The 25,939-nt window shown below is 31.3% G+C and carries 22 protein-coding genes; 18 read left to right on the plus strand and 4 right to left on the minus strand.

What is annotated here, in order from left to right; genetic code table 11:
- Positions 1-205 precede the first annotated feature (205 nt).
- Positions 206-1,240: a LacI family DNA-binding transcriptional regulator gene (locus D2A34_RS09575; protein WP_119366461.1), complete on the minus strand. Its 1,035-nt coding sequence runs from the start codon at positions 1,238-1,240 to the stop codon at positions 206-208.
- Between the two features lie 367 nt (positions 1,241-1,607).
- On the opposite strand from D2A34_RS09575, the gene D2A34_RS09580 reads away from it, so the two are divergent.
- From D2A34_RS09580 to D2A34_RS09610, 7 genes are all read left to right on the plus strand, one after another.
- On the plus strand, positions 1,608-3,056 hold the full coding sequence (locus tag D2A34_RS09580; RefSeq protein WP_119366462.1) for a glycoside hydrolase family protein: 1,449 nt from the start codon (positions 1,608-1,610) through the stop codon (positions 3,054-3,056).
- A 327-nt stretch (positions 3,057-3,383) separates the two neighbouring features.
- Positions 3,384-4,697 (plus strand): ABC transporter substrate-binding protein, encoded by a 1,314-nt coding sequence (locus tag D2A34_RS09585; RefSeq protein WP_119366463.1) that lies wholly within the window; start codon positions 3,384-3,386, stop codon positions 4,695-4,697.
- Between the two features lie 58 nt (positions 4,698-4,755).
- On the plus strand, positions 4,756-5,646 hold the full coding sequence (locus tag D2A34_RS09590; RefSeq protein WP_119366464.1) for a carbohydrate ABC transporter permease: 891 nt from the start codon (positions 4,756-4,758) through the stop codon (positions 5,644-5,646).
- Between the two features lie 4 nt (positions 5,647-5,650).
- Entirely contained in the window at positions 5,651-6,484 is an 834-nt protein-coding gene (locus tag D2A34_RS09595; RefSeq protein WP_119366465.1) for a carbohydrate ABC transporter permease, read from the plus strand.
- Positions 6,485-7,234: 750 nt separating this feature from the next.
- Entirely contained in the window at positions 7,235-8,716 is a 1,482-nt protein-coding gene (locus tag D2A34_RS09600) for a glycoside hydrolase family 32 protein (protein WP_119366466.1), read from the plus strand.
- A 27-nt stretch (positions 8,717-8,743) separates the two neighbouring features.
- Positions 8,744-9,709 carry a carbohydrate kinase family protein gene (locus tag D2A34_RS09605; RefSeq protein ID WP_182629338.1) on the plus strand — a complete coding sequence of 322 codons (966 nt, stop codon included), beginning with the start codon at positions 8,744-8,746 and terminating at the stop codon, positions 9,707-9,709.
- Positions 9,710-9,865: 156 nt separating this feature from the next.
- On the plus strand, positions 9,866-11,971 hold the full coding sequence (locus tag D2A34_RS09610; protein ID WP_119366467.1) for a methyl-accepting chemotaxis protein: 2,106 nt from the start codon (positions 9,866-9,868) through the stop codon (positions 11,969-11,971).
- A gap of 302 nt (positions 11,972-12,273) precedes the next feature.
- On the opposite strand, the gene D2A34_RS26650 is transcribed toward D2A34_RS09610, so the two are convergent.
- Positions 12,274-12,444, minus strand: coding sequence for a hypothetical protein (locus D2A34_RS26650; RefSeq protein ID WP_182629339.1), 171 nt, complete (start codon positions 12,442-12,444; stop codon positions 12,274-12,276).
- A 268-nt stretch (positions 12,445-12,712) separates the two neighbouring features.
- On the minus strand, positions 12,713-13,222 hold the full coding sequence (locus D2A34_RS09620; protein WP_279221618.1) for a substrate-binding domain-containing protein: 510 nt from the start codon (positions 13,220-13,222) through the stop codon (positions 12,713-12,715).
- A 282-nt stretch (positions 13,223-13,504) separates the two neighbouring features.
- On the opposite strand from D2A34_RS09620, the gene D2A34_RS27175 reads away from it, so the two are divergent.
- Together D2A34_RS27175 and D2A34_RS27180 are read left to right on the plus strand one after the other, a co-directional pair.
- Positions 13,505-13,717 carry a LacI family DNA-binding transcriptional regulator gene (locus tag D2A34_RS27175; RefSeq protein WP_243128288.1) on the plus strand — a complete coding sequence of 71 codons (213 nt, stop codon included), beginning with the start codon at positions 13,505-13,507 and terminating at the stop codon, positions 13,715-13,717.
- Between the two features lie 106 nt (positions 13,718-13,823).
- Positions 13,824-14,027, plus strand: a complete 204-nt coding sequence (locus D2A34_RS27180; protein WP_243128290.1) for a hypothetical protein — start codon at positions 13,824-13,826, stop codon at positions 14,025-14,027.
- A gap of 266 nt (positions 14,028-14,293) precedes the next feature.
- On the opposite strand, the gene D2A34_RS09630 is transcribed toward D2A34_RS27180, so the two are convergent.
- Positions 14,294-15,358, minus strand: coding sequence for a LacI family DNA-binding transcriptional regulator (locus tag D2A34_RS09630; protein WP_119366469.1), 1,065 nt, complete (start codon positions 15,356-15,358; stop codon positions 14,294-14,296).
- A gap of 419 nt (positions 15,359-15,777) precedes the next feature.
- Here D2A34_RS09630 and D2A34_RS09635 point away from each other — a divergent pair, with 419 nt between their 5' ends.
- From D2A34_RS09635 to D2A34_RS09675, 9 genes are all read left to right on the plus strand, one after another.
- Entirely contained in the window at positions 15,778-16,731 is a 954-nt protein-coding gene (locus tag D2A34_RS09635; RefSeq protein ID WP_423243116.1) for an ABC transporter permease, read from the plus strand.
- 1 nt (position 16,732) lies between these two features.
- Entirely contained in the window at positions 16,733-17,635 is a 903-nt protein-coding gene (locus D2A34_RS09640; protein WP_119366470.1) for a carbohydrate ABC transporter permease, read from the plus strand.
- 32 nt (positions 17,636-17,667) lie between these two features.
- Complete coding sequence (locus tag D2A34_RS09645; RefSeq protein ID WP_119366471.1) at positions 17,668-19,281, plus strand: extracellular solute-binding protein; 1,614 nt, start codon at positions 17,668-17,670, stop codon at positions 19,279-19,281.
- A gap of 65 nt (positions 19,282-19,346) precedes the next feature.
- Positions 19,347-20,834, plus strand: coding sequence for a glycoside hydrolase family 32 protein (locus D2A34_RS09650; RefSeq protein ID WP_119366472.1), 1,488 nt, complete (start codon positions 19,347-19,349; stop codon positions 20,832-20,834).
- 191 nt (positions 20,835-21,025) lie between these two features.
- Positions 21,026-21,259, plus strand: coding sequence for an MCP four helix bundle domain-containing protein (locus tag D2A34_RS09655; RefSeq protein WP_279221619.1), 234 nt, complete (start codon positions 21,026-21,028; stop codon positions 21,257-21,259).
- Between the two features lie 19 nt (positions 21,260-21,278).
- Positions 21,279-22,262 (plus strand): phosphotransferase family protein, encoded by a 984-nt coding sequence (locus D2A34_RS09660; protein ID WP_119366473.1) that lies wholly within the window; start codon positions 21,279-21,281, stop codon positions 22,260-22,262.
- A 45-nt stretch (positions 22,263-22,307) separates the two neighbouring features.
- Positions 22,308-23,246 carry a carbohydrate kinase family protein gene (locus D2A34_RS09665; RefSeq protein WP_119366474.1) on the plus strand — a complete coding sequence of 313 codons (939 nt, stop codon included), beginning with the start codon at positions 22,308-22,310 and terminating at the stop codon, positions 23,244-23,246.
- A 357-nt stretch (positions 23,247-23,603) separates the two neighbouring features.
- A complete protein-coding gene (locus tag D2A34_RS09670) occupies positions 23,604-25,421 on the plus strand; it encodes a methyl-accepting chemotaxis protein (protein WP_119366475.1) in 1,818 nt (605 codons plus the stop codon).
- 170 nt (positions 25,422-25,591) lie between these two features.
- Complete coding sequence (locus tag D2A34_RS09675) at positions 25,592-25,807, plus strand: hypothetical protein (RefSeq protein ID WP_119366476.1); 216 nt, start codon at positions 25,592-25,594, stop codon at positions 25,805-25,807.
- Positions 25,808-25,939 lie beyond the last annotated feature (132 nt).

Genomic DNA, 25,939 nt, shown 5'->3' on the forward strand with positions numbered 1-25,939 from the left:
AAAAAGATAGTAGCCACTTATGGAAAAGAACAGTAACTGTTGTTTCGATAGTATATTTCATATTTATATAGAAAAGATATTGGTAAATAATATACACAAATTAGTAAAAAGCATTTTCTTAGATTAAAAAAATGCTTTTTGTATGCAATCTGAAATTTTAAGTAAATGTGAACAAATGCTTCTATAAAACCATGTAAGGATAAAATTACAGGTCGGTTGAACCGCGTAAAATCAGTTTTGTGGTATATTCAGAGTATACATAAGGAATATGTGGATCAGCAATTCGATTTAAAATGCACCTTGCAGCCTGAATTCCTAGATACTCTTTGGGTGTATCAATCGTGGTAAGAGTGGGGAAAGATTTGGAGGAATCGTGAATATTGTCAAAACCGACAAAGCAGATATCTTTAGGTACCTCATAATTTAAAGATTGAACAGCTCGCATCACATGTAATGCTGTCCAGTCATTGCCGCAAATATATACATCTGGAAGTGAAGACATGCCCTTAAATCGATTTATTAAATAGGGATATTCAGCAAAATTCTCCTCTGCTTCATGAAGAAAACTGTGTTCCTCGTCAAGAATAAGGTCATGTCTATTCAGAGTTCGGCAGAGTGCTTCATAGCGTTCGCGGTACCCACGCCCAGCGTTCATGGAGCTGATATCACCAGCAAAAGCAAATCTTTTATGTCCCTTTTGGATAAGTTGCTCCACGATATATTCAATGTTAATTTGATTTTCCATTGTTATAATATCAGCACGACCAATAAACCTATCAAATTGATTAGGCATGTCAACAAACACAACGGGTAGACCAAAATTAATGATGGCATTACAGGCTTTGATATCGCAAATTTCTACAATAATAACGCCACATACACTTTTTTCAACTAGTGAAGTTGGGAAATGAAGTTTGCTCAGATCATCTTCGTTCATAATGCCAAGGACCAAGTCGTAACCATTTTCACCTAAAACTGATTCGATGCCACGCATTACATTAATCCAGAAATCAGAATAATTCACAGATGCCCTAGTGAGGAATAACACAGAACCATGTGACTTACTGTTTTCAACAGATGTATTTTCTATAATAAATTTTCTATACTGCATTTCACGGGCTTTTTCCTGAACCAGCTTACGTGTTTCCGGCGAAACACCATCTGATCCTTTTAGTGCTTTAGAAACCGTATTACGAGAAAGATTTGTCTCTCTAGCAATATCTTGTATTGTGTATTTCATATATTATGAACACCCTTTCTATATTTTTTTTTTTTTTTTTTTTTGTATATTTTATGACCTAGTATAGCATGAAATGCTTCTTTCATCAATATGCATTTTGAGCAATTATAAACTTGAGTATTATGCACGATGGTGCATTTTTTGTAAGTGTATTATATAAAACAATACTGCAAAATGCACAGTATGCAAAGTGAAATGCACTGATATGACATAGTATGTGCGATTTTTGCATATATAATTAAAATATTTTTGCAAATTACGTTGACATTTTTAAAAGTATTCGTTATCATTAAATTAACACCTGAGTGGAAATGAAGGTGCAAATAATACAAAAAAGTGTGCATTAAATGCACACAGAGGGGGTACTATGACAAATCTTTTTTATAAACCTAAAGATGCCTGGGTAGGGGATTGCATTCCATATTATGAAAACGGTATCTACTATATTTATTATCTTCACGACGAGCGCGTGAAGCCAAATGAATATGGAGAGGAAACCACATGGCATCTTGTGACAACAACAGATTTTGTAAATTTCGAGTCTAAGGGTGAGGCCATACTAAGAGGTGGCCCTGATGAATTCAACTGGAATATTTATACTGGTTCAATTTGTAAAGATAAAGAAGGACTGTATCATGCTTTTTACACTGGCTATAATGCCGATTTAATGGTTAACGGTAAGAAAGCACAGGTGGTTATGCAGGCAGTCAGCGAGGATTTATTGCATTGGGAAACTGTGAAGGATTTTTTATTTACTTCGGATGAGAAGCAATACGAGATATTTGATTGGCGCGATCCATTCGTTTTTTGGAATGATAAGGATGAATGTTACTGGATGTTACTTGCAGCAAGGATAAATGGTGCAGGGGAGCATCGCGGCGGTTGTACGGCGCTGTGTAAGTCTAAAGATCTCATGAATTGGAGTTACGAGGAACCGTTCTATGCACCAAACATGTATATTACTATGGAATGTCCAGAGATTTTTCAAATAGGGGACTGGTGGTACTTGGTGTTTTCAACCTTTTCGGATCGTTTTGTTACGCATTACCGAATGTCTAGAAGCCTAAGCGGTCCTTGGATAATTCCTGAAAACGATGACTTTGACACTAGAGCCTGTTATGCGATTAAAACTGCTTCTGATGGTGTAGAACGCTATGGCTTCGGATGGATAGCCAGCAAAGAGGGTTCGACGGACTTTGGGCCGTGGGAATGGGGTGGTACTTTGGCCATACATAAAATAGAACAGGATATCAATACTGGTTTATTAAGTGTACAACCACCTGAAGCGGTGCGCAAATACTTTACACAGAAACAGAAAATAAGTGAGTTTATCAATGTTAACAGTTGTGTTTTAAAAAATACACAGGGGATTCAGCTTCATTCAGACACACTTGGAGCTGCACTCACTCAGGCGCCGTCCACCGATTTTTCTCTTTCGATGACGCTTTGTCCTCAGGACAATGTGACGGAATTTGGTGTTGCTCTGCATACCGATGATGGGTTAGAAAAGGGTTATTTTCTTCGCTTCGACACTATGCATAACCGTGTTGTACTAGATATGTGGCCGCGAGCAGAAAAAGGAAGGTTCCAATGGCAAATTAATGGTGATATACCATATCAGATCGAGTTGGAACGTACACTTTGCACAACACAGGTTTATAAATTGCAAATTCTGCGTGAAGGAACCATCTGTGTAATTTATATTAATGATTGCGTGGCCCTTTCTACAAGAATGTACAACCATAGAGAGGGACTGATAGGCGCATATGTAATTCAGGGCGATTTGAATATAGAAGAAACCACAATTCTAATCTAAAAAAAGTATCTAATGAAATTGAAGTGTTAAAAATCTTATTTGAATTAAAAGTTATTTATAGAGGAAGAATTATAGTAGTATTTTCAAGTGACCAAGTATAATTTCAAATTTTAGCCAGCATATTAAATATTAATCAAATAATAAAAGATGAGTTCTTTTTTTAGTTTTATGATTACTTTAATTTTAAGAGAAACTGTATTTCTCAGCTTTGACAGCCAAGTATCAAAGGAAACTCGAATATTAAATTTATTCTTTCTATATATAGCTTTTGGTTAATAAAGCTAATTTCATCTATCTAAATTTTTATTAAATAAAGGGGGAATTGAAATGAAAAATTGTAACAAAAAAATCATTAGATTGGTGTTAGCGGCTACAATGATGGCTTCGATCTTTACTGGCTGCTCAACCAACAAGTCTTCTTCGTCAGACGCTTCAGCAGGTGACAATGACGTCACCACCATTAAATGGATGGCATCACGTCCAGTTGGAGGCGCAATTGATAAAACTGTGCGCGAGATTGCTGATCAGTACAGCAAAGAACATGGAGGCAAGTGGAAACTTGAGATTGAAACCACACCAGATAGGCCTGCTTACCTACAAAAGCTGAGAACATTAATAGCTGGTAATCAGATGCCCGATATCATAGACATTGACGCTGACCCGTATTGTAAAGATCTCGTTCAAAAAGGAATGCTGACCGATGTGAAAAAATATCTAAAGGACCAGAATTTCTACGATAAATATTATCCTACTGCGCTGAAATATCAGGAGTTCGAAGACGGATCAATGTATACGTTGCCTTTGGAATATCACGAAGAAATGATCTGGTATAATAAAGAGATTTATAAAAAGTATAATCTCAATGTGCCAAAGACTATGGATGAATTTTTGAATAATTGCAAAGTATTGGAACAAAATGGAGTTACTCCAATTTCAATTGATGGTATTGATCGTTGGCCGGTACAGAGGTACATTGCAATGATCCCGTTCCGCCTCACAGGAAATCAATACATTACTAGTCTAAGTAATGGAAAAGTATCCATGGGAGATCAAACTGGTATGAAAGCAATTGAGTTCACGCAGAATGTAGGTAAATATTTCAATAAAGGCTTTGCTACAACTGACTATGCAACTGCACAAGGGATGTTTTTGGATGGCAAAGCAGCTATGTACTATATTGGTGACTGGGAGTTGCAAGCCATGAAAGAAGAGTATACGAAAGGTGAAATCGATTATTTTCATCTACCTATGACCAATGATGCCACCACAAAAGAGAACGAATTCTGCGTCAACTCTGGTATTGGTATGGCGTTCAATGCTAAAACATTTGACAGTAAAACAAAGGACTTTATTAATTATTTAATTGAAAACTACGGCAAACTATATGCGGAAAAAGAGCAAATGTCTCCTATCAAGATGGATCAGTCGCTAAGTACGCAACCTTCCGATCTTTATAAGCGTATAAAGGATGATATGGATAAAACAGGTGAAAATTTTCTGAAACCTTGGGATACTTATTTGGATCCTGCTACAAATACAGTTATGCAGGATAATATATTACCACTGGCTTCTGGAGATTTGAAAGCGGATGATTTTGTTAAGTTAATAGATACTGCAATTGCTGCTAATTCTAAGAAATAGATTATAATACGGGGAACCGAGAACTGAAGCGGTTCCTCTAACTGTTAGGAGGTAAATGATGGAAATTTTAAAAGATAAAAAGGCATATATGATGTTTCTTCTGCCGGGCTTACTGTTTTACGTTTTGTCTGTATTTTATCCTATAGAAGAATCGCTACGTTTAAGCTTTATGTCATGGAATGGTATTGGAGATGCAAAATTTGTAGGTTTTCAGAATTATATAGAAATGTTATCGGATGGAATATTTTGGTCATCCTTTTTCAATAATATCATTTATGTGGTTATTGTAGTGCTTATGCAACTGCTGATTGGGTTGCTGGTAGCGGTACTACTCACTTATATGACACGCGGCGTTAATATTTTCAGAACGTTATATTATATACCTTGTATTATTACCACTGTCGCTGTATCACAGCTATTCCGTAGCATTTATTCAAATGAACCAGTAGGCCTTCTTAATTTATTTTTTAATGCTATTGGATTTGGAAGTGTCTCCCTTCCATGGCTTGCAGATGTGAAGACCGTTTTAGCGGCTGTGTCCGTTCCAGAAGGTTGGCGATTTATCGGGCTTTATATGGTGATTTTTTACTCAGCGTTGATATCAATTGACCCAGAGCTTTCAGAAGCCGCTATTGTAGACGGTGCATCGAAATGGGTTCTCTTGTGGAAAATAAAAATTCCAATGATTCGCCCTGTCTGGGAGCTTGCTCTTATCATGTGTCTAACTGGTGCATTGCGCGGATTTGACATTCCTTATCTACTTACAAACGGTGGACCCGGCAATGCTAGTGAATTGCTTTCAACTTATATGTATAAAAAAGCGTTTTCCAGTATGCAGTATGGCTATGGAAGTTCAATAGCGGTATTCATTGTAATTGAGAGTCTGTTGGCTGTATGGGTAATTAAATACATATTTGCCAAGAGCAATACAGCTAAAGGAGGAGATTAAAAAAATGAAAAGGAAGATAAGCGTAGGAAAAACCTTCTTTTATATAGTTATTTTTGGATTTCTATTTATTCAGATTTATCCAGTCATCTGGACTTTTCTTGCTAGTATAAAACAAAGCACTGAGCTGGCAAGTCAGCCGTTCGCTATGCCAAAAGCTGTTACTTTTGCAAATTATGCGAAGATAATAGCTGACGGTAAGTTTGGTGGTTATATAATAAACAGTCTACTGGTCATGATAGAGTCTGTAGTGCTGATTGTTGCCCTGAGTTCTACAACAGCATTTGCAATTTCAAAATTTGCCTTTAGATTTAACAAACGTATTTATTCTTTCTTTACTATTGGGATTATGATACCCGTTCAGATTACGCTGATTCCACTCTTTATTTTTTATGTAAAGTTGAATATCTTGAATACGAAATTTTCGCTGGTAATGCCTCAAGTTGGATTCGCACTGCCGCTTTCCATAATGCTGTTTGTCAGTTTCTATAGTTTTATACCTAATGAGATTATTGAAGCTGCGGTGATTGACGGTTGCTCCATCTATCGAATTTTTTGGAAGATAATGCTTCCATTATCAAAAAACACTATAATTACTGTTGCGTCCATGTACAGCATTTTCATTTGGAATGACTTTATTTTTGCCAATACATTTATTAGTGATAGCAAAGTTAAAACTGTTGCTATGGGATTGCGAGACTATGTGGGTGCATTTGGAAATGTGGACTGGGGTACCACTTATGCAGCCATCGGGCTTTCGATGGTGCCTCCATTGCTAATTTACTTTGTCCTTAACAAATGGGTTACAGCAGGCATGACAATAGGTGCGACTAAAGGATAAGAGGGAGAGAGCTATGTATAATTTTGGACACATATATAGTTAAATTGACAAGGAAAGACTTAATGTAAGATTCCTAACCTAGTATATATAGCTTTTTATAATCTTTAGACAATAGCGTTTTTCTCGTAATTCAGACATAAAAAATAACACTACATTATTTTTGTTTTAATACAACAATAAAGTTTTAATAGAAATATCTTAGTTAATTAAGATATTTCTTTATATTATTTTGCCTTGCATGGGAATAATCTGATAGGTGAAATTCCACAAAGTATCCTTATAGTAGAAAGTGTATATCCTAAGACAAGGATGTTCAGCGTGAGGTGAAAAATAGAGAAAAGGACTTAACGGTTATAGTAAGACAAACAATTGGGATGCTTACCAAGGATAGATAAGTAAAGCAAGACATAGGAATATCCTATATAACCAAATCGTACGTACGCTGGTGTAATAGTACCGTGGTTAGCTACCGCCTCCTACTCGATTATTTAAGAGTAAGTTAAAATTATAACTCGAAAACTATAGTTTTATGTGGTAATGAACCATTTAGACATTAATCAGAAGTGATATGAATACCTACGGTTTCTGTACAAGCATAGATATGGTTTTAGAATTTTATCTTTCTAGTTAAGTATTGTAATACCTGCCTAGAAGGATGCTGCAAGCTGTATGACTACAGATGACGTAAAAGAATAAAATTACAAATATAATATAGTTATCGTATAAAATCAATAAGGGGATGATAAGATAATGATTTCAAAACATCAGATAAATATAAAAAAAGCGCAAAAGGCTATAGAAGTAGGCAAGCCGCAAATAAAAGGTGCAAAAATGAGACAAAGGTATCATTTCATGGCAGAGGTAGGATGGATTAACGATCCTAATGGTTTGATATTTTTTAATAATAAATATCATTTTTTCTATCAATATAATCCATATGATTCTTGCTGGGGTGCAATGCACTGGGGACATGCAGTAAGTGATGATATGATTCAGTGGAGATATCTACCTATAGCCTTAGCGCCTAGTGAAGATTATGATAACCACGAAAGAGGGGGATGCTTTTCTGGAAGTTCAATTGAGCATGATGGAAAATTATATTTAGTATATACAGGAGTGGCTAACAGTGGAGATGGATTTGTACAAACTCAGTGTTTAGCCTATAGTGAAGACGGTATCAATTTTGATAAATATGAAAAGAATCCAATAATTACTGCACCAGAAGGGTATGACCAAGCAAATTTTAGAGATCCTAAGGTGTGGAAACATGGAGATTATTTTTATTTAGTATGTGGTGCCCAAAAAGATAATTTGGCAAAGGCACTTTTATACAGGTCCTTAAATTTAAAGGATTGGGAGTATATTAATGTATTAGCTGAAAGTCGTGGAGAACTCGGACATATGTGGGAGTGCCCAGATTTCTATCAGATTGGAGATAAATATGTTCTAATGTTTTCCCCTATAGGGCTTCATGAACGTACAACATTATACTTGGTGGGGGATATGGATTACGCAACTGGGAAATTTAATTATTCCAATATTGGTGAAATTGACTGGGGTCTTGACTACTATGCTCCACAATCATTTTTAGATGGAAAAGACAGAAGATTAATTGTAGGATGGGCTAACGCATGGGATTGGATGCCTTGGTGGAAGGATTGGGGGCCATCATATAAGGAGAATTGGTGCGGATCTTTTGGTATCCCAAGAGAAGTAAAGTTGCTTAAAGATAATACGTTAATGTTTATACCTGTGGAAGAGTTTGAGAAACTTCGTTATGATGAGAATATAAAAGAAAACATAGAAATAGGTAATAAAAAATACGAAATACAATGTGGAGATGGAATTGCGTATGAAATAAAAATAAAAATCGACTTGAAGAAGACAACTGCGGAAAGTTTTGAACTACTACTTAGATGCTCAGATACAAAGGAAACTGTTATTACATTTGATTTAAAGAAATCAGAATTAACTTTTGATAGAAATAATTCAGATGGATGGAGTAATGGTGTATCCAGAAGTACATTAAAACTTAATGATAAGAACATCTTGGATGTCCACATTTTTGTTGATCAAAGTTCTATTGAAATTTTCACTGATAATTATCAAACGGTTCATTCTGCAAATGTATTTGCAGGAAATGATCAAAATAAAAATTATATAGTTGTCCAGAACGGAAAAGTAACTTTTGAAAAATTATGTACATGGGGAATGGAAACATCTATGAAATAGTTTCCATTGTCTTTTGGAGGTGTAAATATGATTATTGGCAAAGAACTAGATGTAGTATCACTAGGAGAATTACTTATTGATTTTACAGTAAATGGCGTTAGTGAGCAAGGCAACCAATTGTTTGAAGCAAATCCGGGAGGAGCTCCTTGCAATGTATTATCTATGTTACATAACTTAGGAAAAAAGACTTCTTTTATAGGTAAAGTTGGGAATGATCAATTTGGTCTTTTACTAAAAAGAACACTTGAAGAAATTGGTATAGGAACTGATAATTTAGTAATGGATAATGAAATAAATACAACATTGGCTTTTGTTCATACTGCTCCAGATGGGGAGAGAAGCTTTTCCTTTTATAGAAAGCCTGGAGCAGATATGATGCTAAATGAATCTGAGATTAGAGAAGATATTATTAAGAAAGCTAGGATATTTCATTTTGGTACATTATCTATGACGCATGAAGGTGTAAGAAAAGCAACCCAAAAGGCTTTAAAAATTGCAAAAGAGAATAATTTGTTAATTTCTTTTGACCCTAATTTAAGACCGCCTCTTTGGGAATCTTTAGATGAAGCCAAGGATTGGATACAATATGGTTTAAGTCAATGTGATATATTGAAAATTGCTGATGAAGAATTACAGTTTGTAACAGGGTGCAAAACAATTGAAGAAGGAGTAGAAAATCTCCAAAGAAACTATAAAATAGGATTAGTTTTGGTAACCATGGGGAAGTTTGGAAGTAAGGCTTTTTTTGAAGGAATGTCTGTTGAAAAAGAAGGTATTACACAAAAAAATACAATAGATACAACGGGAGCAGGAGATACTTTTTGTGCTTGCATTTTAAATTACGTATTAGATCATGGCTTAAAGGCTCTAACGGAATCTTCTTTGAGCGATATGTTAACTTTTGCAAATGCCGCAGCATCAATTATAACCACTAGAAGAGGGGCCATTCGCTCAATGCCTGCAAAAGAAGAAATTCTTAATTTGGTGTTCTAAATTTTGACTTATACAAATATTGAGTAAGTTAATTAGGGATTTAAGGAGAGGGTTAAAAATCATTAGTTGTAAATAATGCATTCTTTAAAGATTTGGTTAGTGTTAGAGTTGCATAAAAGATTTAATTGAAACAATAAATATATTTGGGAGTAAATAATGATTAAATTTTTAAACATAAACAACCTGAAAATAGTTAAAAATCTAATGGGTAAAAAAAATAATATTCTATCTAAGTTTGAAGGTATTATGAGAGGCTCGAAAATAAAAACTAGATTAATAATTTCTTATGGAACACTTGTTTTAATTCCACTATTAATAATAGGGAGTACATCAGTATTTCAATCTAAAAGAGCAATTAATGATAAAATTTCAAATTTTTCCTCTCAGATTATGTCACAAATTAGAATGAATATTTCAAATAAAATGGATGTGGATTCTAATTTTGCAAGAACAATGGTAACAGAGCCTAGTTTTCAAAGTTACTTACAGTATAAACATACTATGGATAATATCACAAAATATTATAAAACTAATGATTTAAGTAAATCAATAACAAGTAAAGCCGCTACAAGAAATGATATAGCGAGTTTGGGCTTTATAAGTAATGATAATACAAAAATAGGTAGTTTTTCATCTAATATATCGGATGATTTAATGAAGAATTTGTTAAGTTTATCTGATGATGGAAAAGGAGAATTTGTATGGTCATTACAAAAAGGTTCATCAGGATATAGTATTTATACTTCTGCTAAAGTCAATAGTTTAACTACTAGTGAAAATGTGGGAATTATGGTGGAAGAATTGAATCCAAAATCATTTGTTAATATATTTAGAAATGTAGATTTGGGTACCAATTCAGATATATTCATTTTAAATTCGAATGGAATTATCATAGCGAGTGTAGATGCAAATTTAATCGGAACTAAATATAAAGATAAAAGTATTATTGAAAAAATTCTAGCTATAGAAAGTGATGATACAACAAAACAAAAAGATAGATCCTTTTCGACTATTGATAATCAAGCATTAATTTCTTATGAGCCGTTAAGCAATTCAGACTGGTATATAATAGGATATATACCTTATAGTTATTTAAATTCAGAATCAAATGCTTTAAGAAATAATACTTTAATAATTGGTTTAATTTCGTTTTTAACTGCAATGGTTGTTGCATTAATGATATCTGGAAGCATTTCAAATCCTTTGGAGAAATTAGTTGCTCTTATGAACAAGGCTAAGGAAGGAAATTTAAATCTACATATAAGAGATGAAAGCAAAGATGAAATTGGGGAAGTTATAAGTGCATTTTGTGACATGGTAGGAAAAATAAATATTTTAGTTAAGGATGTTAAAATTCTAGCTGAAAATGTATCTAATAATACAAAAGTAATAGCAGAAGTTTCAGAACATTCTTATGTGTCCTCAGAGGAAATTGCAACTACAATGAATGAGGTTGCAAGAGGCGCTTCAAATCAATCTATTAGTGTCGATGATGGAATGGATTGCATGAATAGCTTATCACATGGAATAAATATAGTAAGTTTAAAGACGCAGAATGTATCTTTAGTGTTGGAACAAACAAAAAAGTTGAAGGAAGGAGCTATTATATCAGTTAAAACATTAAGTAATAAAGCAGAAGAAACAAAAAAAGCTTCAACTAAAATTGCAGAAGATGTAACCATCTTGAATTCAAATATTAAAGATATAAGGAAAATCACGGAATTAATTACTGATATAGCAGAGCAAACTAATTTATTATCACTAAATGCGGCAATTGAAGCTGCAAGAGCTGGAGAGTTAGGGAGAGGTTTTGCAGTTGTTGCAGATGAGGTAAGGAAGTTAGCAGATAAATCAAAAGAGTCATCTGCTGAAATTAATGGAATTATTAATAATATTCAACATAAAACGGAAGTTGTAGTAACAGAAGCGACGAGTTCTAGTAACATAATAAAACAGCAGATGGATGCAGTTAAAAATACAGATACTGCTTTTAAAACTATATTCGAAGGTGTAAATGAAATAGATAATCAATTAGAAGAGATGGTTGTATCAATTAATGAAATAGTTAGTTCAAAAGATAATACTAAAATTGCTATGGAAAGTATTTCTGCCATTTCCGAAGAGACAGCAGTGATGACAGAGCAGGTGTCAGCTTCGGCCCAAGATCAAATTAATGGAATTCAAAAAATAACTCAATTTGCTGAAGAACTAAACGTAGTAGTTGAAAAATTAAATACTGCGATAGATCAATTTAAAGTATAGGTGGTTCATTAACTTGTGATAAATGGATACAATGTAAGAATTGTATAGGAAAGATGTCCTGAAAAAATTATAATATTAAATGTTAAGAAAAAGACAATGAAAACGTATGATAACTTTCTCAGATAAGTATTGTTATTGTAATTACAAGTAAGACCTGTTTACATGAATTTTATTAATTCTTTAAGCAGGTTTTTTATTGTTATTGGGGGGATTTTATATCTTTATAAATTAAAGGTGTTATTATCCACCTTTAGCGATTAAATCTAATAATAAAATAACTTATTACAATAATATCAAATAGTTTATCTTACTTCATTCCATATGTTAATAAATCCTCTAATTATATTTAATAGATTTGTTATAATTAGTAAAGCAAATACTACAGTTCTTCCAGTGTCATCGCCTTTCAGCAAAAGAAGAATTGCAACTACAATTAGGAAAATTGATATTATTAACGATAATTTGTTTCTCATAATTCCATCCATTCCTTCTACTTAATAGAAGTGTGACTTACCATAAATATGGTGAAGAATATATATTCTAAGCCATATTTATTCTTGAGAATATTACCATATATATATTAAATAAATTGTAAAAAATGGAGGAGAACATCTACTATTATGTTTTTGGAAGTAACTTCGCATGTTTCAAGGATTATTGTATCACTACATTTAATGTCATAGTTGCCCAGAAATGCTTATAACTAAGCAAAGAAATTGCCATTAATACCCGCAGAGTAATTTATAAGATATTAGATTTCCTTATATACGCATAATGAGGAAATTCAACTTCGATGCCTGTTTTACCAAGTTTATAGTTTGTATTTTCAAGCGGATCTACTCTATTAACTAAGTTCATTCCAATCTTATACAACGCTTCAGATATAGTAGTTGGATCTTGAACAATAGTGCCAGTCATCATGCCTTTATCAATTAAATCTTTTGCTTCTTGCAATCCGTCAAAACCAACAACAATGATATTTTTTGATTTATCTCCTTTGTAATATCCATAGCTTTGCAGCGCTTCAATCGCACCTATTGCCATATTGTCATTATTTGCAATTACTGCTTCAATACTACCATCATATTTAAGAAATAATGAGTTGATGAAATCTTTAGTTAATTCTTTATCCCAATTAGCAAATTGTAACGCCAGTTGCTCTGTTTTTATTCCCGCTTCATTAATTGCTTGAATAGAATATTGAGTTCGTTCCTTGTTATAATCATAATTAGTATAAAAGTTTTCGGTAATATTCTCAAATTAGCCTCCATTTCACTCCTGCATTTAGACAGATAAATAATAATAAATTGGTGCAGCCTAAAAGTTATACCAGTAACATATCTATCAATGTAGTCAATGGTAATTACGTCTAATAATTTATATTTTCAGGCTTACTTTCTATATAATATTTGATATTATTTTACATTTCTATAATATAATTTATTCTATAGTCAAAAGAGACAGTTTTCCTATAATATATTTTCATGTTGTATAATTTAAGCAAATACTAATTAAAACATAAGGGGAAATAAAATGGATATTATAAAAGATGTCGCGAAAAAAGCAGGAGTACCAGTTGGAACTGTTTCAAAATATATTAGTAATTTTGAGTTAAAACCTAAAACTAAAATTGCAATAGAAGAAGCTATAAAAGAGCTTAATTATGAACATAATATTTATGCTAGAGGATTTAAGATTAATGGAACTAATACGGTAGCTTTAATTATTCCAATGGTATTATTGTAATAACTTATAGTGATGTAGATAAATATATACATTCAAATATGCCTATAATAAGCATTGATAGGTATTTTTCAGAAGATATAACTTATGTAACAAGTGATAATTTTGAATGCGGAAAATGGCAGCTGATGAATTAATGAGAAGTGGCTGCAAAAGCAAAGCGTTTATAGGGTTAGGTTCAAAAATAGATAATGCTACAAGAAATAGAAGAAAGGATTCGAAAATGCGAGGAATACCTTCAGCAGCTGGAATATCTGCATTATTAGGAATCACAGAACCAGCAATGTTTGGCGTTAATTTGAAATTAAAATAGGAGCGTTAATAGGTTCTGCCGCTGGATCCTCTTATGCAACTTTTAGGAAAGTATTATCACTTTCACAGGGACCAGCGGGATTGTCAAGTGTAATAGTTATAAGACCACAATCAGTGATTCTATATATGGTGTCATTTTTAATATGTTTTGGTGTTGCATTTATAGCAACAATGTTTCTTAGAAAGATATATAAAGTAAATAATTAGAAGGACATAATAGTTATAATAAAATATTACAAAAAACATCTGTTTAATAACAGAGGCGAGCTAATATATTTTTTCGATTAATATATTTCCAGTAGATTCTCGAAATTTAGCAGAAGTTCGCACATGCATTATCCTAAACGGAATAGATGGATTATCTATTCTAGAAATTAACAAGTTTGCAGCGATGTCGCCCATCTCGTAACTTGGAATGCTGACTGTAGTGAGGTGGGGTTCAATTATTTTTGATTCTATAGAATTGTCAAAACCACATATTAGAATGTCATCAGGTACCGATATATTTTTATGTTTTAAGGCTTTAATGACATTAATAGCAATAAAATCATTTGCGCATATAAAAGCTTGGGGCAGAATTTGAATTTGCATTATCCTGTTTCCAAGCCATTCAGAATCACCATAAGGTTCCTTGTCATTTTCAAGAATAGAATTATTAATATCAACAGGGATATTAGAATCCAATAAAGCAGAGCAATACCCCTTCCAACGCTCATAAAAGCTTTCGCAATGGTATATATCCCCGATAAAGCCAATATTAGTCTTATTATTATTAATTAATGTTTTAGTAATATTATAAATGCTGTGATAATTCTCCATTAAAAGAATATCAGCATTTACTGGCATATTATCATGATTACTAGGCGAATCAATAAAAAGTGTTGGGATTTCTAATTCACATATGAGTTTACTGTACTTTTTATCAAACATTTCTATGCATATTATGCCGTCAACTGATTCTGGATTGAAGTTGAACGGTAAGCTAGAAGAATTCACTTCATTATCACGAACCATATACATAGACAATCTATAACCTAGAGTACTAATTTTTTCTTCAAAACCTGATAAAAGATGAGATCCGAAATGAGAACTATTTGGCATACTACGTGTTAATAGTGCAATCTCTTTATTTAAAGGCATATTAGAGGATACTAATGATGTATTATTTACATACGCAAATTGTTTGTAACCCATTTCTATTGCTTTTTGAATAATCTTAGATTTTGTAGCATCTGCAAGTGTACCAGTATTATTTAAAGCTTTGGAAACAGTATTTCTTGAAATGCCTAATTCATCGGCTATATCTTGAACTGTTATTTTCTTATTTAGCATTATTGAATGCTCCCTTCTTCATTTTATAAGACTCCATATAAATATTTAAGTAATGTATTGACATTAGTATACCAAATAAAGTGACAAATGTAAAATGAAATCGAAATAGATGAAATAGAGGATGACTAAGCAAAGAAGTATAATAAACACCAAAGTGTGCAAATGTAAAAAAATTAAATGTGCAATTATAAAGTAAAAAATAAAAAAATGTAATGATATATGTTGACAAAAGGATAAAAGGTTTGATAATATGTATTTAGAAATAAGAGATAAGGTTTACAAATATCTGAAAGTCAGTAAAAAGTGTGCAAATGTAAAAAAGATGGGAAATGTGAATGTGAAATGCAAATGTAACATGAAAATGTAACAATAATTATCCTATTTCTAGAATTAAATGAAAGGAGAAGATAAATTTGAATATGACAAAAAGTATTTTGCCGAATGCAAATGAGTCAGAAACCAATAAAAAGAAGTCAAAAATGCATAGTAACTTGAAGTATATTAAAAAGAATTATCAATTATATCTTTTCTTCACGTTGCCGCCTCTCTTATTATTAATTATTTTCAAGTATATTCCTATGGGAGGAGTGCTAATTGCCTTTGAAGATTATAGTGCTATTTTAGGAGTTTTTAATAGTCAATGGGTAGGATTAAAACATTTTGAAAGATTTTTAGCTTCGCCAGATTTCATGAATTTATTAATGAATACTTTAAAGGTAAGTTTATATGGATTATTGTGGGGGTTCCCTGTTCCAATTATTCTTGCTTTACTTTTAGCAAGAATAAAGAGTGAGGGTATAAGGAAAAAGATTCAATTAATTATGTATGCTCCAAATTTTATTTCTGTAATTGTAATTTCTGGTATGATTATTATTTTCTTGTCACCAATTGGGCCAGTTAATCATATTTTTGGTACTGCAACAAACTTCATGACTATGCCTGGTGCATTTCGTACTATATATGTAGCTAGTGGAGTTTGGCAGGGAGCAGGTTGGGCTTCAATTATTTATACAGCAGCACTTTCAAATGCAAGCCAAGAATTAACAGAAGCAGCTGTTATAGATGGAGCAAATATTTTTCAACAGATTTTGAATGTTGATCTGCCTGCTATTAAACCAATTATGGTTATTCAATTTATTTTATCAGCAGGAAATATTATGAGCGTAGGTTTTGAAAAAGCATTAGCGCTACAAACGGATTTGAACTTACCAGCATCAGAAATTTTACCAACTTATGTTTATAAAATGGGTCTTCTAAATGGAGATTATAGTTTTTCAACAGCTGTAGGTTTATTTAATTCAGTTATTAATATAATTCTATTATTAGTTGTGAATTCAATTGTTAAAAAATTAAACGAAGGGGAAGGAATATAAGATGAATACGAAAATGAAGAAATTCAAGCAATTATCATTTTCTGATAAAGTTATTACAATAAGTGGTTACTTAGGAATGGCGCTTTTCGTATTGGCTATTATTATACCGCTTATATATGTAGTTATTGCTTCTTTTATGGATCCAACTACATTAAGTAATCAAGGTATAACATTTGATTTTAGTAAATGGTCAACAGAAGGATATGCAAGGGTATTTAAAGACGATATGATTTTAAGAGGCTTCTTAAATTCTATATTCTATTCTACTGGATTTGCATTAATTTCAGTCGGTGCTACAATTTTAGCTGCATACCCATTATCTAGACCAGATTTTGTGGGAAAAAAGTTTATTACTACTTTATATGTTATTACTATGTTTTTTGGAGGCGGATTAATGCCAACATACCTCTTGGTAGATAACTTAAAGATGATTAATACGCCATGGGCTATTTTGCTTCCAGGAGCAATTAATGTATGGAATATTATACTGGCAAGAACTTACTTCCAAAGTTTACCGAAAGAGTTAAGGGAAGCATCTGCTATAGATGGTGCAAGTGATATTACACATTTCTTTAAAATCATGCTTCCAATTTGTAAACCAATTATTGCAGTGTTACTTTTATATCAATTTGTAGCACAATGGAATAGTTACTTTGATGCCATGATTTATTTGGATGATGCTAAATTACAACCTTTACAATTAGTAATTAGATCAATTTTAATTCAAAATACACCAAAGGCAGGTATGATTGCAGATATTCAAAGTTCTGCAGCAATGGCTAAAATTGCACAATTATTAAAATACTCTACTATTGTTGTTTCCAGTTTACCTTTACTTATCATGTATCCATTTTTCCAAAAGTATTTTGATAAAGGAATAATGGCAGGATCAGTAAAAGGATAAAAATATATAAAGAAAAGGAAGGGGAAAATAATATGAGAACAAGTAAAATCAAAAAATTAGTTAGCATTTCATTAGCTTTGCTAACAGTACTATCATTCACAGGATGTGGAAGTGGAACAAGTAAGACTGAGGATAAAAATACATTGACGGATGTTTCATTTCCATTAAAAGAAACAGCAACTTTAAAAATGCTTACAAGTGCACCTTCAATCTCTACTCAAAATCCAAATGAAAGAGTTATTTTTCAAAGATTAGAGAAAGAAACGAATGTTCACATTGATTGGACATGTTATCCAGATGAACAATTTCCTGATAAGAAGAATTTAGCATTATCAAAAAAAGATACACTTCCAGATGTAGTATTTAATGCTGGTATGAACAATAATGATTTGCTTCGTTATTCAAAACAAGGTGTTATAGTTCCTGTTGAAGATTTAATAGACAAATATATGCCGAATTTTAAAAAAGTTCTAGCAGAAAAACCAGAGTATAAGAAAATGATTACTGCACCAGATGGTCACATTTACTCATTCCCATGGATAGAAGAATTAGGAAGCGGAAAAGAAGCTATTCAAGCAATTGGAGATATTCCATGGATCAATAAAAAATGGCTTGATGAATTAGGTCTTCAAGTACCAAAAACAACTGATGAATTAGTTACAGTTTTAAAAGCATTTAGGGATAAACACCCTGAAGGAAAAACAGATGTAATTCCAATGTCATTTATTATTAATGGTGTAAATGAAGATCCAGGATTTATACTTGGGGCTTTTGGATTGGGGGATAATGGAGATCATTATCTAGTAAATAGTGATAAGAAAGTAGTTTATTCAACTGTTCAAGATGGATATAAAGAAGGTATTAAATACCTTAATAAGCTTCAAGCAGAAGGTCTTATAGATCCAGAAGCATTTACTCAAAAATGGGACACTTTTGTAGCAAAAGGTAAAAGTGGTCGTTATGGTATGATTTTTACATGGGATAGTTCGAATGTATCAGTAAATAAAAATGATTTTATTCCACTTCCAGCACTTGCAGGTCCTACTGGAATTGTTAATGCTACTAGACAAAATGCAATGGGTGTTGATGTGGGAAGATGTGTTATAACATCAGGAAATAAGAACTTAGAATTAACAGCAAAATGGATTGATAAGTTATACGATCCTGTTCAATCTGTACAAGATAACTGGGGAACATATGGTGATGAGAAAAATGCCAATATATTTGAATTAACAGCAGATAAAACTTTAAAACATTTACCTTTAGGCAAAGCATCTCCATGGGAAGTTCGTGCAAACCAATTTGTTGGAGGACCATTAGCAATTCTTAATAGTTATTATGGAAAATATACAACATCTCCAGATGATGCACAAGAAAGATTAGATATAATTCGTAATACTTATGTAAAAGATATGAAGGCAGAAAATATCTACCCAGTTGTATTTATGTCACAAGAAGATATTGATACACTTACACAATATGAAACAGCAGTAAAAGCATATACAGAACGTAAAAAAGCTGAATGGATTTTAAATGGTGGTATTGATGCTGAATGGGATTCTTATTTACAAGAAATGGACAAACTTGGACTACAAAAAATATTAGATATTAAACAAAAATATTTAGATTCATTTTATGCAAAATAAATAACTCACATAAGCGACTTTAGGGTCGCTTATGTAATATATATAATAATTGAAAGGAAATGATTATGAATAATATAGTGAAAAGTAATAGTGAAATTTTAGACAAAGCAAGAGTTTTTGAAGAAGAATCTATAAAGAATATTCCAGATGGGGAGAAGCCAGCATTTCATTTATCTGCACCAGTAGGCTGGATTAATGATCCAAATGGATTTTCAAAATTTGCAGGGGAATACCATCTTTTCTATCAATATCATCCGTATGATACTAAATGGGGTCCAATGCATTGGGGCCATAGTAAAACAAAAGATTTTATAAAGTGGGAGCAACTGCCGGCAGTTCTTGCACCAGATCAAGTATATGATATGGGAGGATGTTTTTCGGGAAGTGCTGTAGAGTCAGATGGTAAGCATATACTTATGTATACTGGAGTATTAGATAAAGTTCAGGAAGATGGCTCTCATTTAATTAGACAAACTCAATGTATTGCTATAGGAGATGGCATAAATTATGAAAAATTAGATTGTAATCCTGTTATTACAAGTGATTCATTGCCTGAAGGTAGTAATTTAGAAGATTTTAGAGATCCAAAGATATGGAAAGAAGGAGATGACTTCTATGTTGTAGTTGCTAGTAGGCATGCTGATGGAAGTGGACAAATTCTTTTATATAAATCAAAGGATTTAAGAGGATGGACATTTGTTACTATTCTTGATAGATGTGAAAATAAAATAGGCCGCATGTGGGAATGTCCAGATTTCTTTAATGTTGATGGAACCGATATTATGATAATTTCACCAATGGAAGTAAAGGCACAAGAGCTAAAATTTCATAATGGACACAATACAGTGTATTTAATTGGTAAATATGATAAGGAAAATCATAAATTTAATAGGGAACAGTATGGAACTCTAGATTTTGGTTTAGATTTCTATGCGCCTCAAACCCTTGAAACAGAAGATGGAAGAAGAATTATGATTGGATGGATGCAATCTTGGGAAAACAATATTGTTCCAAAAGACTTTAAGTGGTGTGGAATGATGAGTATTCCTAGAGAACTAACAATAAAGGATGGACAATTAATTCAAAATCCAATTAGAGAAATTAAGAATTACTATAAGAATACTGTAAAATATGAAAATGTATCAGTTAAGGATGAGGTGCAATTGGAAGGTATATCAGGAAGAGAATTAGATATGTCTGTTGAAATTAATGGTGCAGCTTGCGAAGAATTTATAATTAAGATTGCTAAAAATAAGGAATATGAAACATTGATTACTTTTGATCCAATAAAAAATCTAGTTTCATTTGATAGAAGTTATTCAGCAAGACTTAGTGATGCGCTGCATAAGAGAGAAATGAATGTAAGGAATCAAAATGGAAAGGTTAAGTTAAGACTAATTATTGATAAGTATTCTGCAGAAATTTTTGTGAATGATGGTGAACAAGTAATGACATCAACTTTTTACACTGCTCTAGATGCAACAGATATTTCGTTTTATGCCAAGGGAGAAGCTGAAATAAATATTGAAAAACATAGTATTGTTCTACATTAAAAATTATATTCAGATGTATTTAAAAAGTGACTAAATTAGATTTTATAGTTTAGCCACTTTTAAATGCATAAAGAGTCTCTAGTGAAAAATATTAATATTAAGAATCATGAAAGTAGAAATTGAATTTCTATGTAGATTTTAAGAAGGTGATAAAATTTACTAAATATCATGAAATGTAGGTAAATCTTATTATCAAATTACTTAATAATTTAAAATTTGCATCCAAATTAATTTTGTCATTTATTTGTATTGCAGCATTTACTGCAATTATTGGGTATATAGGAATACACAATATGGATAAATTAAATACTAATGCTAAATTAATGTACGAATATAACTTTAAATCTATAGAAATATTGAGTGAGATAAAGAAAAATTATTCGATGATTAGTACGGATTTAAGAATATTTTCTATTATACTCTAAATTTAGGAGATTAAATAATATGGTAAGCATAACTAAGACAAAGGTTTTAAATGAGCAAATCATAAAAATGACAAAGCGGGCATTTGGAGAAGACGTAGTAGTGCAAGACATAATAGAGTTAAAGGGCGGTTTTTTCAATGCTTCATATATTATAGTTTTAAATGGTGAGCAAAAGGTAGTACTTAAGATATCACCTGTGAAAGATCTAAAGGTAATGAGATATGAAAATAACATTATGGAAACTGAAGTATTAGTTCTAAATAAAATGCGTTGTATTGAAGGTATTCCAGTTCCTAGAGTTTTGTATTATGACAAGAGTGGCGAAATTATTAACTGCGAGTTTTTATTTATGGAATTTGTTGATGGAAGATCTCTTAATGAGATACGTAATGAGCTTACAGAAAAACAATATGCGAAAATTTCCTCGAATCTAGTAGACATTGTTAGGAAGATAAATGGAATAGAAGGAGAGTATTTTGGATGCATTTCTCAAGAAAATAAAAGATTTTCTACATGGTACGAAGCTTTTTTAAATATGGTTAAAGAACTTTTAGAAGATGCTGAAGATGTAGGAATTTCATTTCCTTTTGAAAACAATAAATTATATAGAATAATTAATGAGCATAGAGATTCGTTAAATAAAGTAACAAAACCATTACTTATTCATAAAGATCTGTGGGAAGGAAATATTATTATAGATCCTAAAACTATTGAAATTGTTGGAGTTTTAGATTGTGAACGCGCAATATTCGGAGATCCTTTACTTGAACCAATATGTGGATATTTTTGGGACAATAAAAATCTTATGAATACGTTTGTTGGAAGAGAAGATTTAAATAGAGACGAATACGTAAGATTCACACTATATAAAGTATACTTATACCTTATTGAGGTAATAGAGTGTAATTATAGACAATATCCAGGTGAAGATAGAGACAAGTGGGCAAGATCGCAGATTAATCAAGCATTAAAAGAATTAGAAAAAATACATTTAGAAGATTAAGTTTAGTAGCTAGATGAAATATGAAGTAAATATGGAGGGATAAATATGAGTAAAAATATTTTTTGTATAGGAGAGCTTTTAATTGACATGGTTTGTGTGGATAATAAAGGGCTGAAAGATGGAGAAAAATTTGAAAAAAAAGCAGGTGGAGCACCAGCAAATGTTGCAGCTTGCATTTCTAAATTAGATGGAAATACTTATTTTTTAGGACAAGTGGGAAATGACTTTTTTGGAAAACATCTAATAGGATTACTAAAAGATTTAAATATAAATACAGAAATGGCTGTAGAGAAGGGCAGTACAACAATAGCATTAGTTGGTATAGATGCAAATGGTGAGCGTAATTTTGATTTTTTAAGAGGAAGTGATGGGGAGTATTCATTTGATAATATTGATTTATCAAAGATAACTAGCTCAGATATAATTCACTTTGGCTCAGCTACAGGATTTTTAGAAGGAGAATTAAAGAAGACATACTTTAAATTATTAGAGTATGCAAAATCAAAAAATATTTATGTGTCTTTTGATCCAAATTATCGTGATGCTCTAATAACACCAGATAAATTAGAGTTGTTTATTGAAGATAGCATTAAGTTTATAAGAGAAAGTAATTTTACTAAATTAAGTGACGAAGAGTTGTTTTTATTAACTAAAGAAAAGGATATAACAGCAGGAGTTAATAAGTTACATGAATTAGGCGTTAAAGTTGTAACTATTACGCTAGGTTCTAAAGGAACTTATTTAAGTGTTAATAAGGAAAATATAATAATTCCATCAATTAAAATTAAACAAGTGGATTCAACAGGAGCTGGAGATGCCTTTGTTGGAGCTGTATTAAAACAAGTATCTGATATTGAAGATAAACAAAATATCAGATTTGAAGAGTGGAAAAATATAATTGAATTTGCTAATAAAGTAGGAGCAATAACATGTACAAACTATGGAGCAATAGCTTCTATGCCTAAATTAAGTGATATAAAGTAAAAATATCAATGTTAATAGCTTTGATTATTCGTTTGTATAGGCTTTTTGCTTATTAATTTGAAAACAAAGGTAATAAAGAAAGAGATTATTATATTAGAAATAGAATTAAAAATGAAATTATGCTTATAACCTACGCAGATAGTTTAGGTGAAAATTTAACTGATTTAAAAACTCACGATTTTACTATTGAAGTATAATGCTTACTATAAATTTTAGGATTTTCTCATTTTGTTTATAGGTCTAAAGAAATTGATTTTTGTATTTGCCTAATACTGAATTATTCATGAAATTATATTCATTTATGAATATAACCACTCAATGGAAATTTAGGAAGATTATTTTGGAGGTTGTGCTACAATGGATAAAAAATTTAAAAAACAAAAGAATCATATTATAAATACCAAAGATTTAAAAAATAAACATTTAAAGAATAGATTTTTCAAAAGTATTTTTACAAAACTATCATTAAAAAATATAACTATAATCAGAAGTTTTAAAGTAATATGCTTAATTTCAATTCTAACTACTTTCATTATTGGAATATCATCATTTTTTACTATTAATGCGACTCATAATAATCTTAAGCTAATGTATACAAGCTCTCTTCAACGAGATATACTATTAAGTTCTATTAATATGCACTTAAATGATTTGAGAAATGATATTCCAAGTCAAATGGAGAATCCAAAAGAGTCATATAAAAATAATATTAATAAAGCAATTGAGGGAATTTCTGCAGATTTGACTCAATATAAGTCATTAGAGTTTACATCTGATAACAAAGAAGCGAATGAGTTTATAGATCAACTATTTGTTACTTTGAAAGATAACTGTAATGATATAACTAAAATTAAAGATAATGGTGATATTAGCGCTTATACAAAGAATTTAAATAAAACCAATTTTGAAAAAAATAATTATAATTTTTCAGATGCAATTTCTTCAGCAGTTATTAAAAATAAAGCTGATGCAGAGCAATTATTTAATAAAACAGATAAAGATTATGTAAATGGAATTATTACTTTGATAGTACTTTTTGTTATTTCCATTATATTAATATTATCAATTGCAACTACGGTTATAAAATTATTAAAGAAATCTATTAGTTCATTTAGCAGTATTTTAGATACTTTAGCTGGGGGAGATTTTACAGTTAAAATTGAAAGTGATGAAAAGTCTGAAATAGGACTGATGAAAAAGGAATTAGCAGTTACTATAAATTCAATCTCTTATATATTAAAGTTAATCAAGGATGGCAGCTTATTAACTTTAGAAAAGTCTAAATCATTGGCATCTGTATCAAAAGAAACGGAATCTACAATGCATGAAGTTGATACTGCCATACATAGTATAGCTGAGGGTGCTTTAGTTCAATCAAATGAATTAATGGTAATAAATCAATCATTTTCTAAGTTAGGTGATGAAATTGCAAACATTGCTGCATCAATTAAAGATGTTGATGGAAACACTAAATCAGTTAATAATATGGCACAAAGCAGTAATGCTCAATTATCTGCTCTTATGGAAACAATAAATACTATCAGCAACTCATTTGATAATGTTAGTGGGAAAATTCAAGGGTTAGGTATAAAAATTTCAGAAATTAATAAAATAACGGATGTTATAAACAGTATTGCAGAGGAGACTAATTTATTGTCATTAAATGCTTCAATAGAAGCAGCTAGAGTTGGCGATGCAGGTAGGGGATTTTCAGTTGTTGCTGAGGAAATTAGAAAATTAGCAGAACAATCAAAGAGATCATCTAATGATATTAATAGGTTAATTCAAGATATTTCTAAGGAAACAACCATCGTAGTAAGCACTACAAATGGAGTGAATGATGATTTGAAACAGCAAACAAATGTAATAGAAAATTCAGTCGATAATTTCAAGAAAATAATTGAAGCTATTAATACAATTCTTCCACAAATAGAAGAGATTAATTCTACTGTTGAAGAAATTAATAATGAAAAAGATCAAATTGTTGAAACAATACAATCTACAGCCAGCATATCAGAAGAAAATTCAGCTTCTTCTGAGGAAATAGCTGCTTCAACTCAAGAAGTTACAATATCAGCTGAAAATTTAGCAAATACCTCACAATTACTTACAGAGACTTCTAATAACCTTATTCGACAAGTTAATAATTTTAAATTAAAAGAAGATGTTAAATAATGAAATATTTGAGATTTAATAATGGAGATTAAGTGTGTTATAAAATAAAAAACAGTACAGGAGATTAATTATTTGCCTATTACTTTTGTAGATGGTGGCACTACTAAATAATTATACATTCAGCCAGTAGATATTACGGGTGAAAATTCTTATTTTGGAGGTCAAAGATTATGAAAGGATATATTTATATTAAAGATACTATGACAATAGTAACAATAATTAATAATGTTGTAGCTTGTAATGGTAGTACAATAAAGGGTGACAGTATTGCTGTATTAGGAATAGGTGAATATTTAATCACAGATTTAGAATTTAATGAAGGTGATATATTGCCAGTTGGTGTTATTGATAAAAGGTTAGAAATAGCAATGTTATCTGAACAATGATAATTTTAAATCTGTATCTCCTTAGGTCACGAAGTTCCCTAATGGGTAAGGCGGCATAAAGCTACCAGCAACTTAGAGTACAAACACTATAAATACATGTTAATTATTTAAGGCTATAGAAAAAACTGTGTT

The organism is Clostridium chromiireducens (assembly GCF_003575225.1).
GTDB classification, from domain to species: Bacteria; Bacillota; Clostridia; order Clostridiales; family Clostridiaceae; genus Clostridium; species Clostridium chromiireducens.

Bases quoted from the DNA above. Each gene is read 5' to 3' on its own strand.
- D2A34_RS27175 (WP_243128288.1), top strand. From the start codon at position 13,505: ATGGATATTATAAAAGATGTCGCGAAAAAAGCAGGAGTACCAGTTGGA.
- D2A34_RS09590 (WP_119366464.1), top strand. From the start codon at position 4,756: ATGGAAATTTTAAAAGATAAAAAGGCATATATGATGTTTCTTCTGCCG.
- D2A34_RS09650 (WP_119366472.1), top strand. From the start codon at position 19,347: ATGAATAATATAGTGAAAAGTAATAGTGAAATTTTAGACAAAGCAAGA.
- D2A34_RS26650 (WP_182629339.1), bottom strand. From the start codon at position 12,444: ATGAGAAACAAATTATCGTTAATAATATCAATTTTCCTAATTGTAGTT.
- D2A34_RS09605 (WP_182629338.1), top strand. From the start codon at position 8,744: ATGATTATTGGCAAAGAACTAGATGTAGTATCACTAGGAGAATTACTT.
- D2A34_RS09610 (WP_119366467.1), top strand. From the start codon at position 9,866: ATGATTAAATTTTTAAACATAAACAACCTGAAAATAGTTAAAAATCTA.
- D2A34_RS09630 (WP_119366469.1), bottom strand. From the start codon at position 15,358: ATGCTAAATAAGAAAATAACAGTTCAAGATATAGCCGATGAATTAGGC.
- D2A34_RS27180 (WP_243128290.1), top strand. From the start codon at position 13,824: ATGCGGAAAATGGCAGCTGATGAATTAATGAGAAGTGGCTGCAAAAGC.
- D2A34_RS09635 (WP_423243116.1), top strand. From the start codon at position 15,778: ATGACAAAAAGTATTTTGCCGAATGCAAATGAGTCAGAAACCAATAAA.
- D2A34_RS09600 (WP_119366466.1), top strand. From the start codon at position 7,235: ATGATTTCAAAACATCAGATAAATATAAAAAAAGCGCAAAAGGCTATA.
- D2A34_RS09660 (WP_119366473.1), top strand. From the start codon at position 21,279: ATGGTAAGCATAACTAAGACAAAGGTTTTAAATGAGCAAATCATAAAA.
- D2A34_RS09665 (WP_119366474.1), top strand. From the start codon at position 22,308: ATGAGTAAAAATATTTTTTGTATAGGAGAGCTTTTAATTGACATGGTT.
- D2A34_RS09670 (WP_119366475.1), top strand. From the start codon at position 23,604: ATGGATAAAAAATTTAAAAAACAAAAGAATCATATTATAAATACCAAA.
- D2A34_RS09645 (WP_119366471.1), top strand. From the start codon at position 17,668: ATGAGAACAAGTAAAATCAAAAAATTAGTTAGCATTTCATTAGCTTTG.
- D2A34_RS09585 (WP_119366463.1), top strand. From the start codon at position 3,384: ATGAAAAATTGTAACAAAAAAATCATTAGATTGGTGTTAGCGGCTACA.
- D2A34_RS09595 (WP_119366465.1), top strand. From the start codon at position 5,651: ATGAAAAGGAAGATAAGCGTAGGAAAAACCTTCTTTTATATAGTTATT.
- D2A34_RS09640 (WP_119366470.1), top strand. From the start codon at position 16,733: ATGAATACGAAAATGAAGAAATTCAAGCAATTATCATTTTCTGATAAA.
- D2A34_RS09580 (WP_119366462.1), top strand. From the start codon at position 1,608: ATGACAAATCTTTTTTATAAACCTAAAGATGCCTGGGTAGGGGATTGC.
- D2A34_RS09675 (WP_119366476.1), top strand. From the start codon at position 25,592: ATGAAAGGATATATTTATATTAAAGATACTATGACAATAGTAACAATA.
- D2A34_RS09575 (WP_119366461.1), bottom strand. From the start codon at position 1,240: ATGAAATACACAATACAAGATATTGCTAGAGAGACAAATCTTTCTCGT.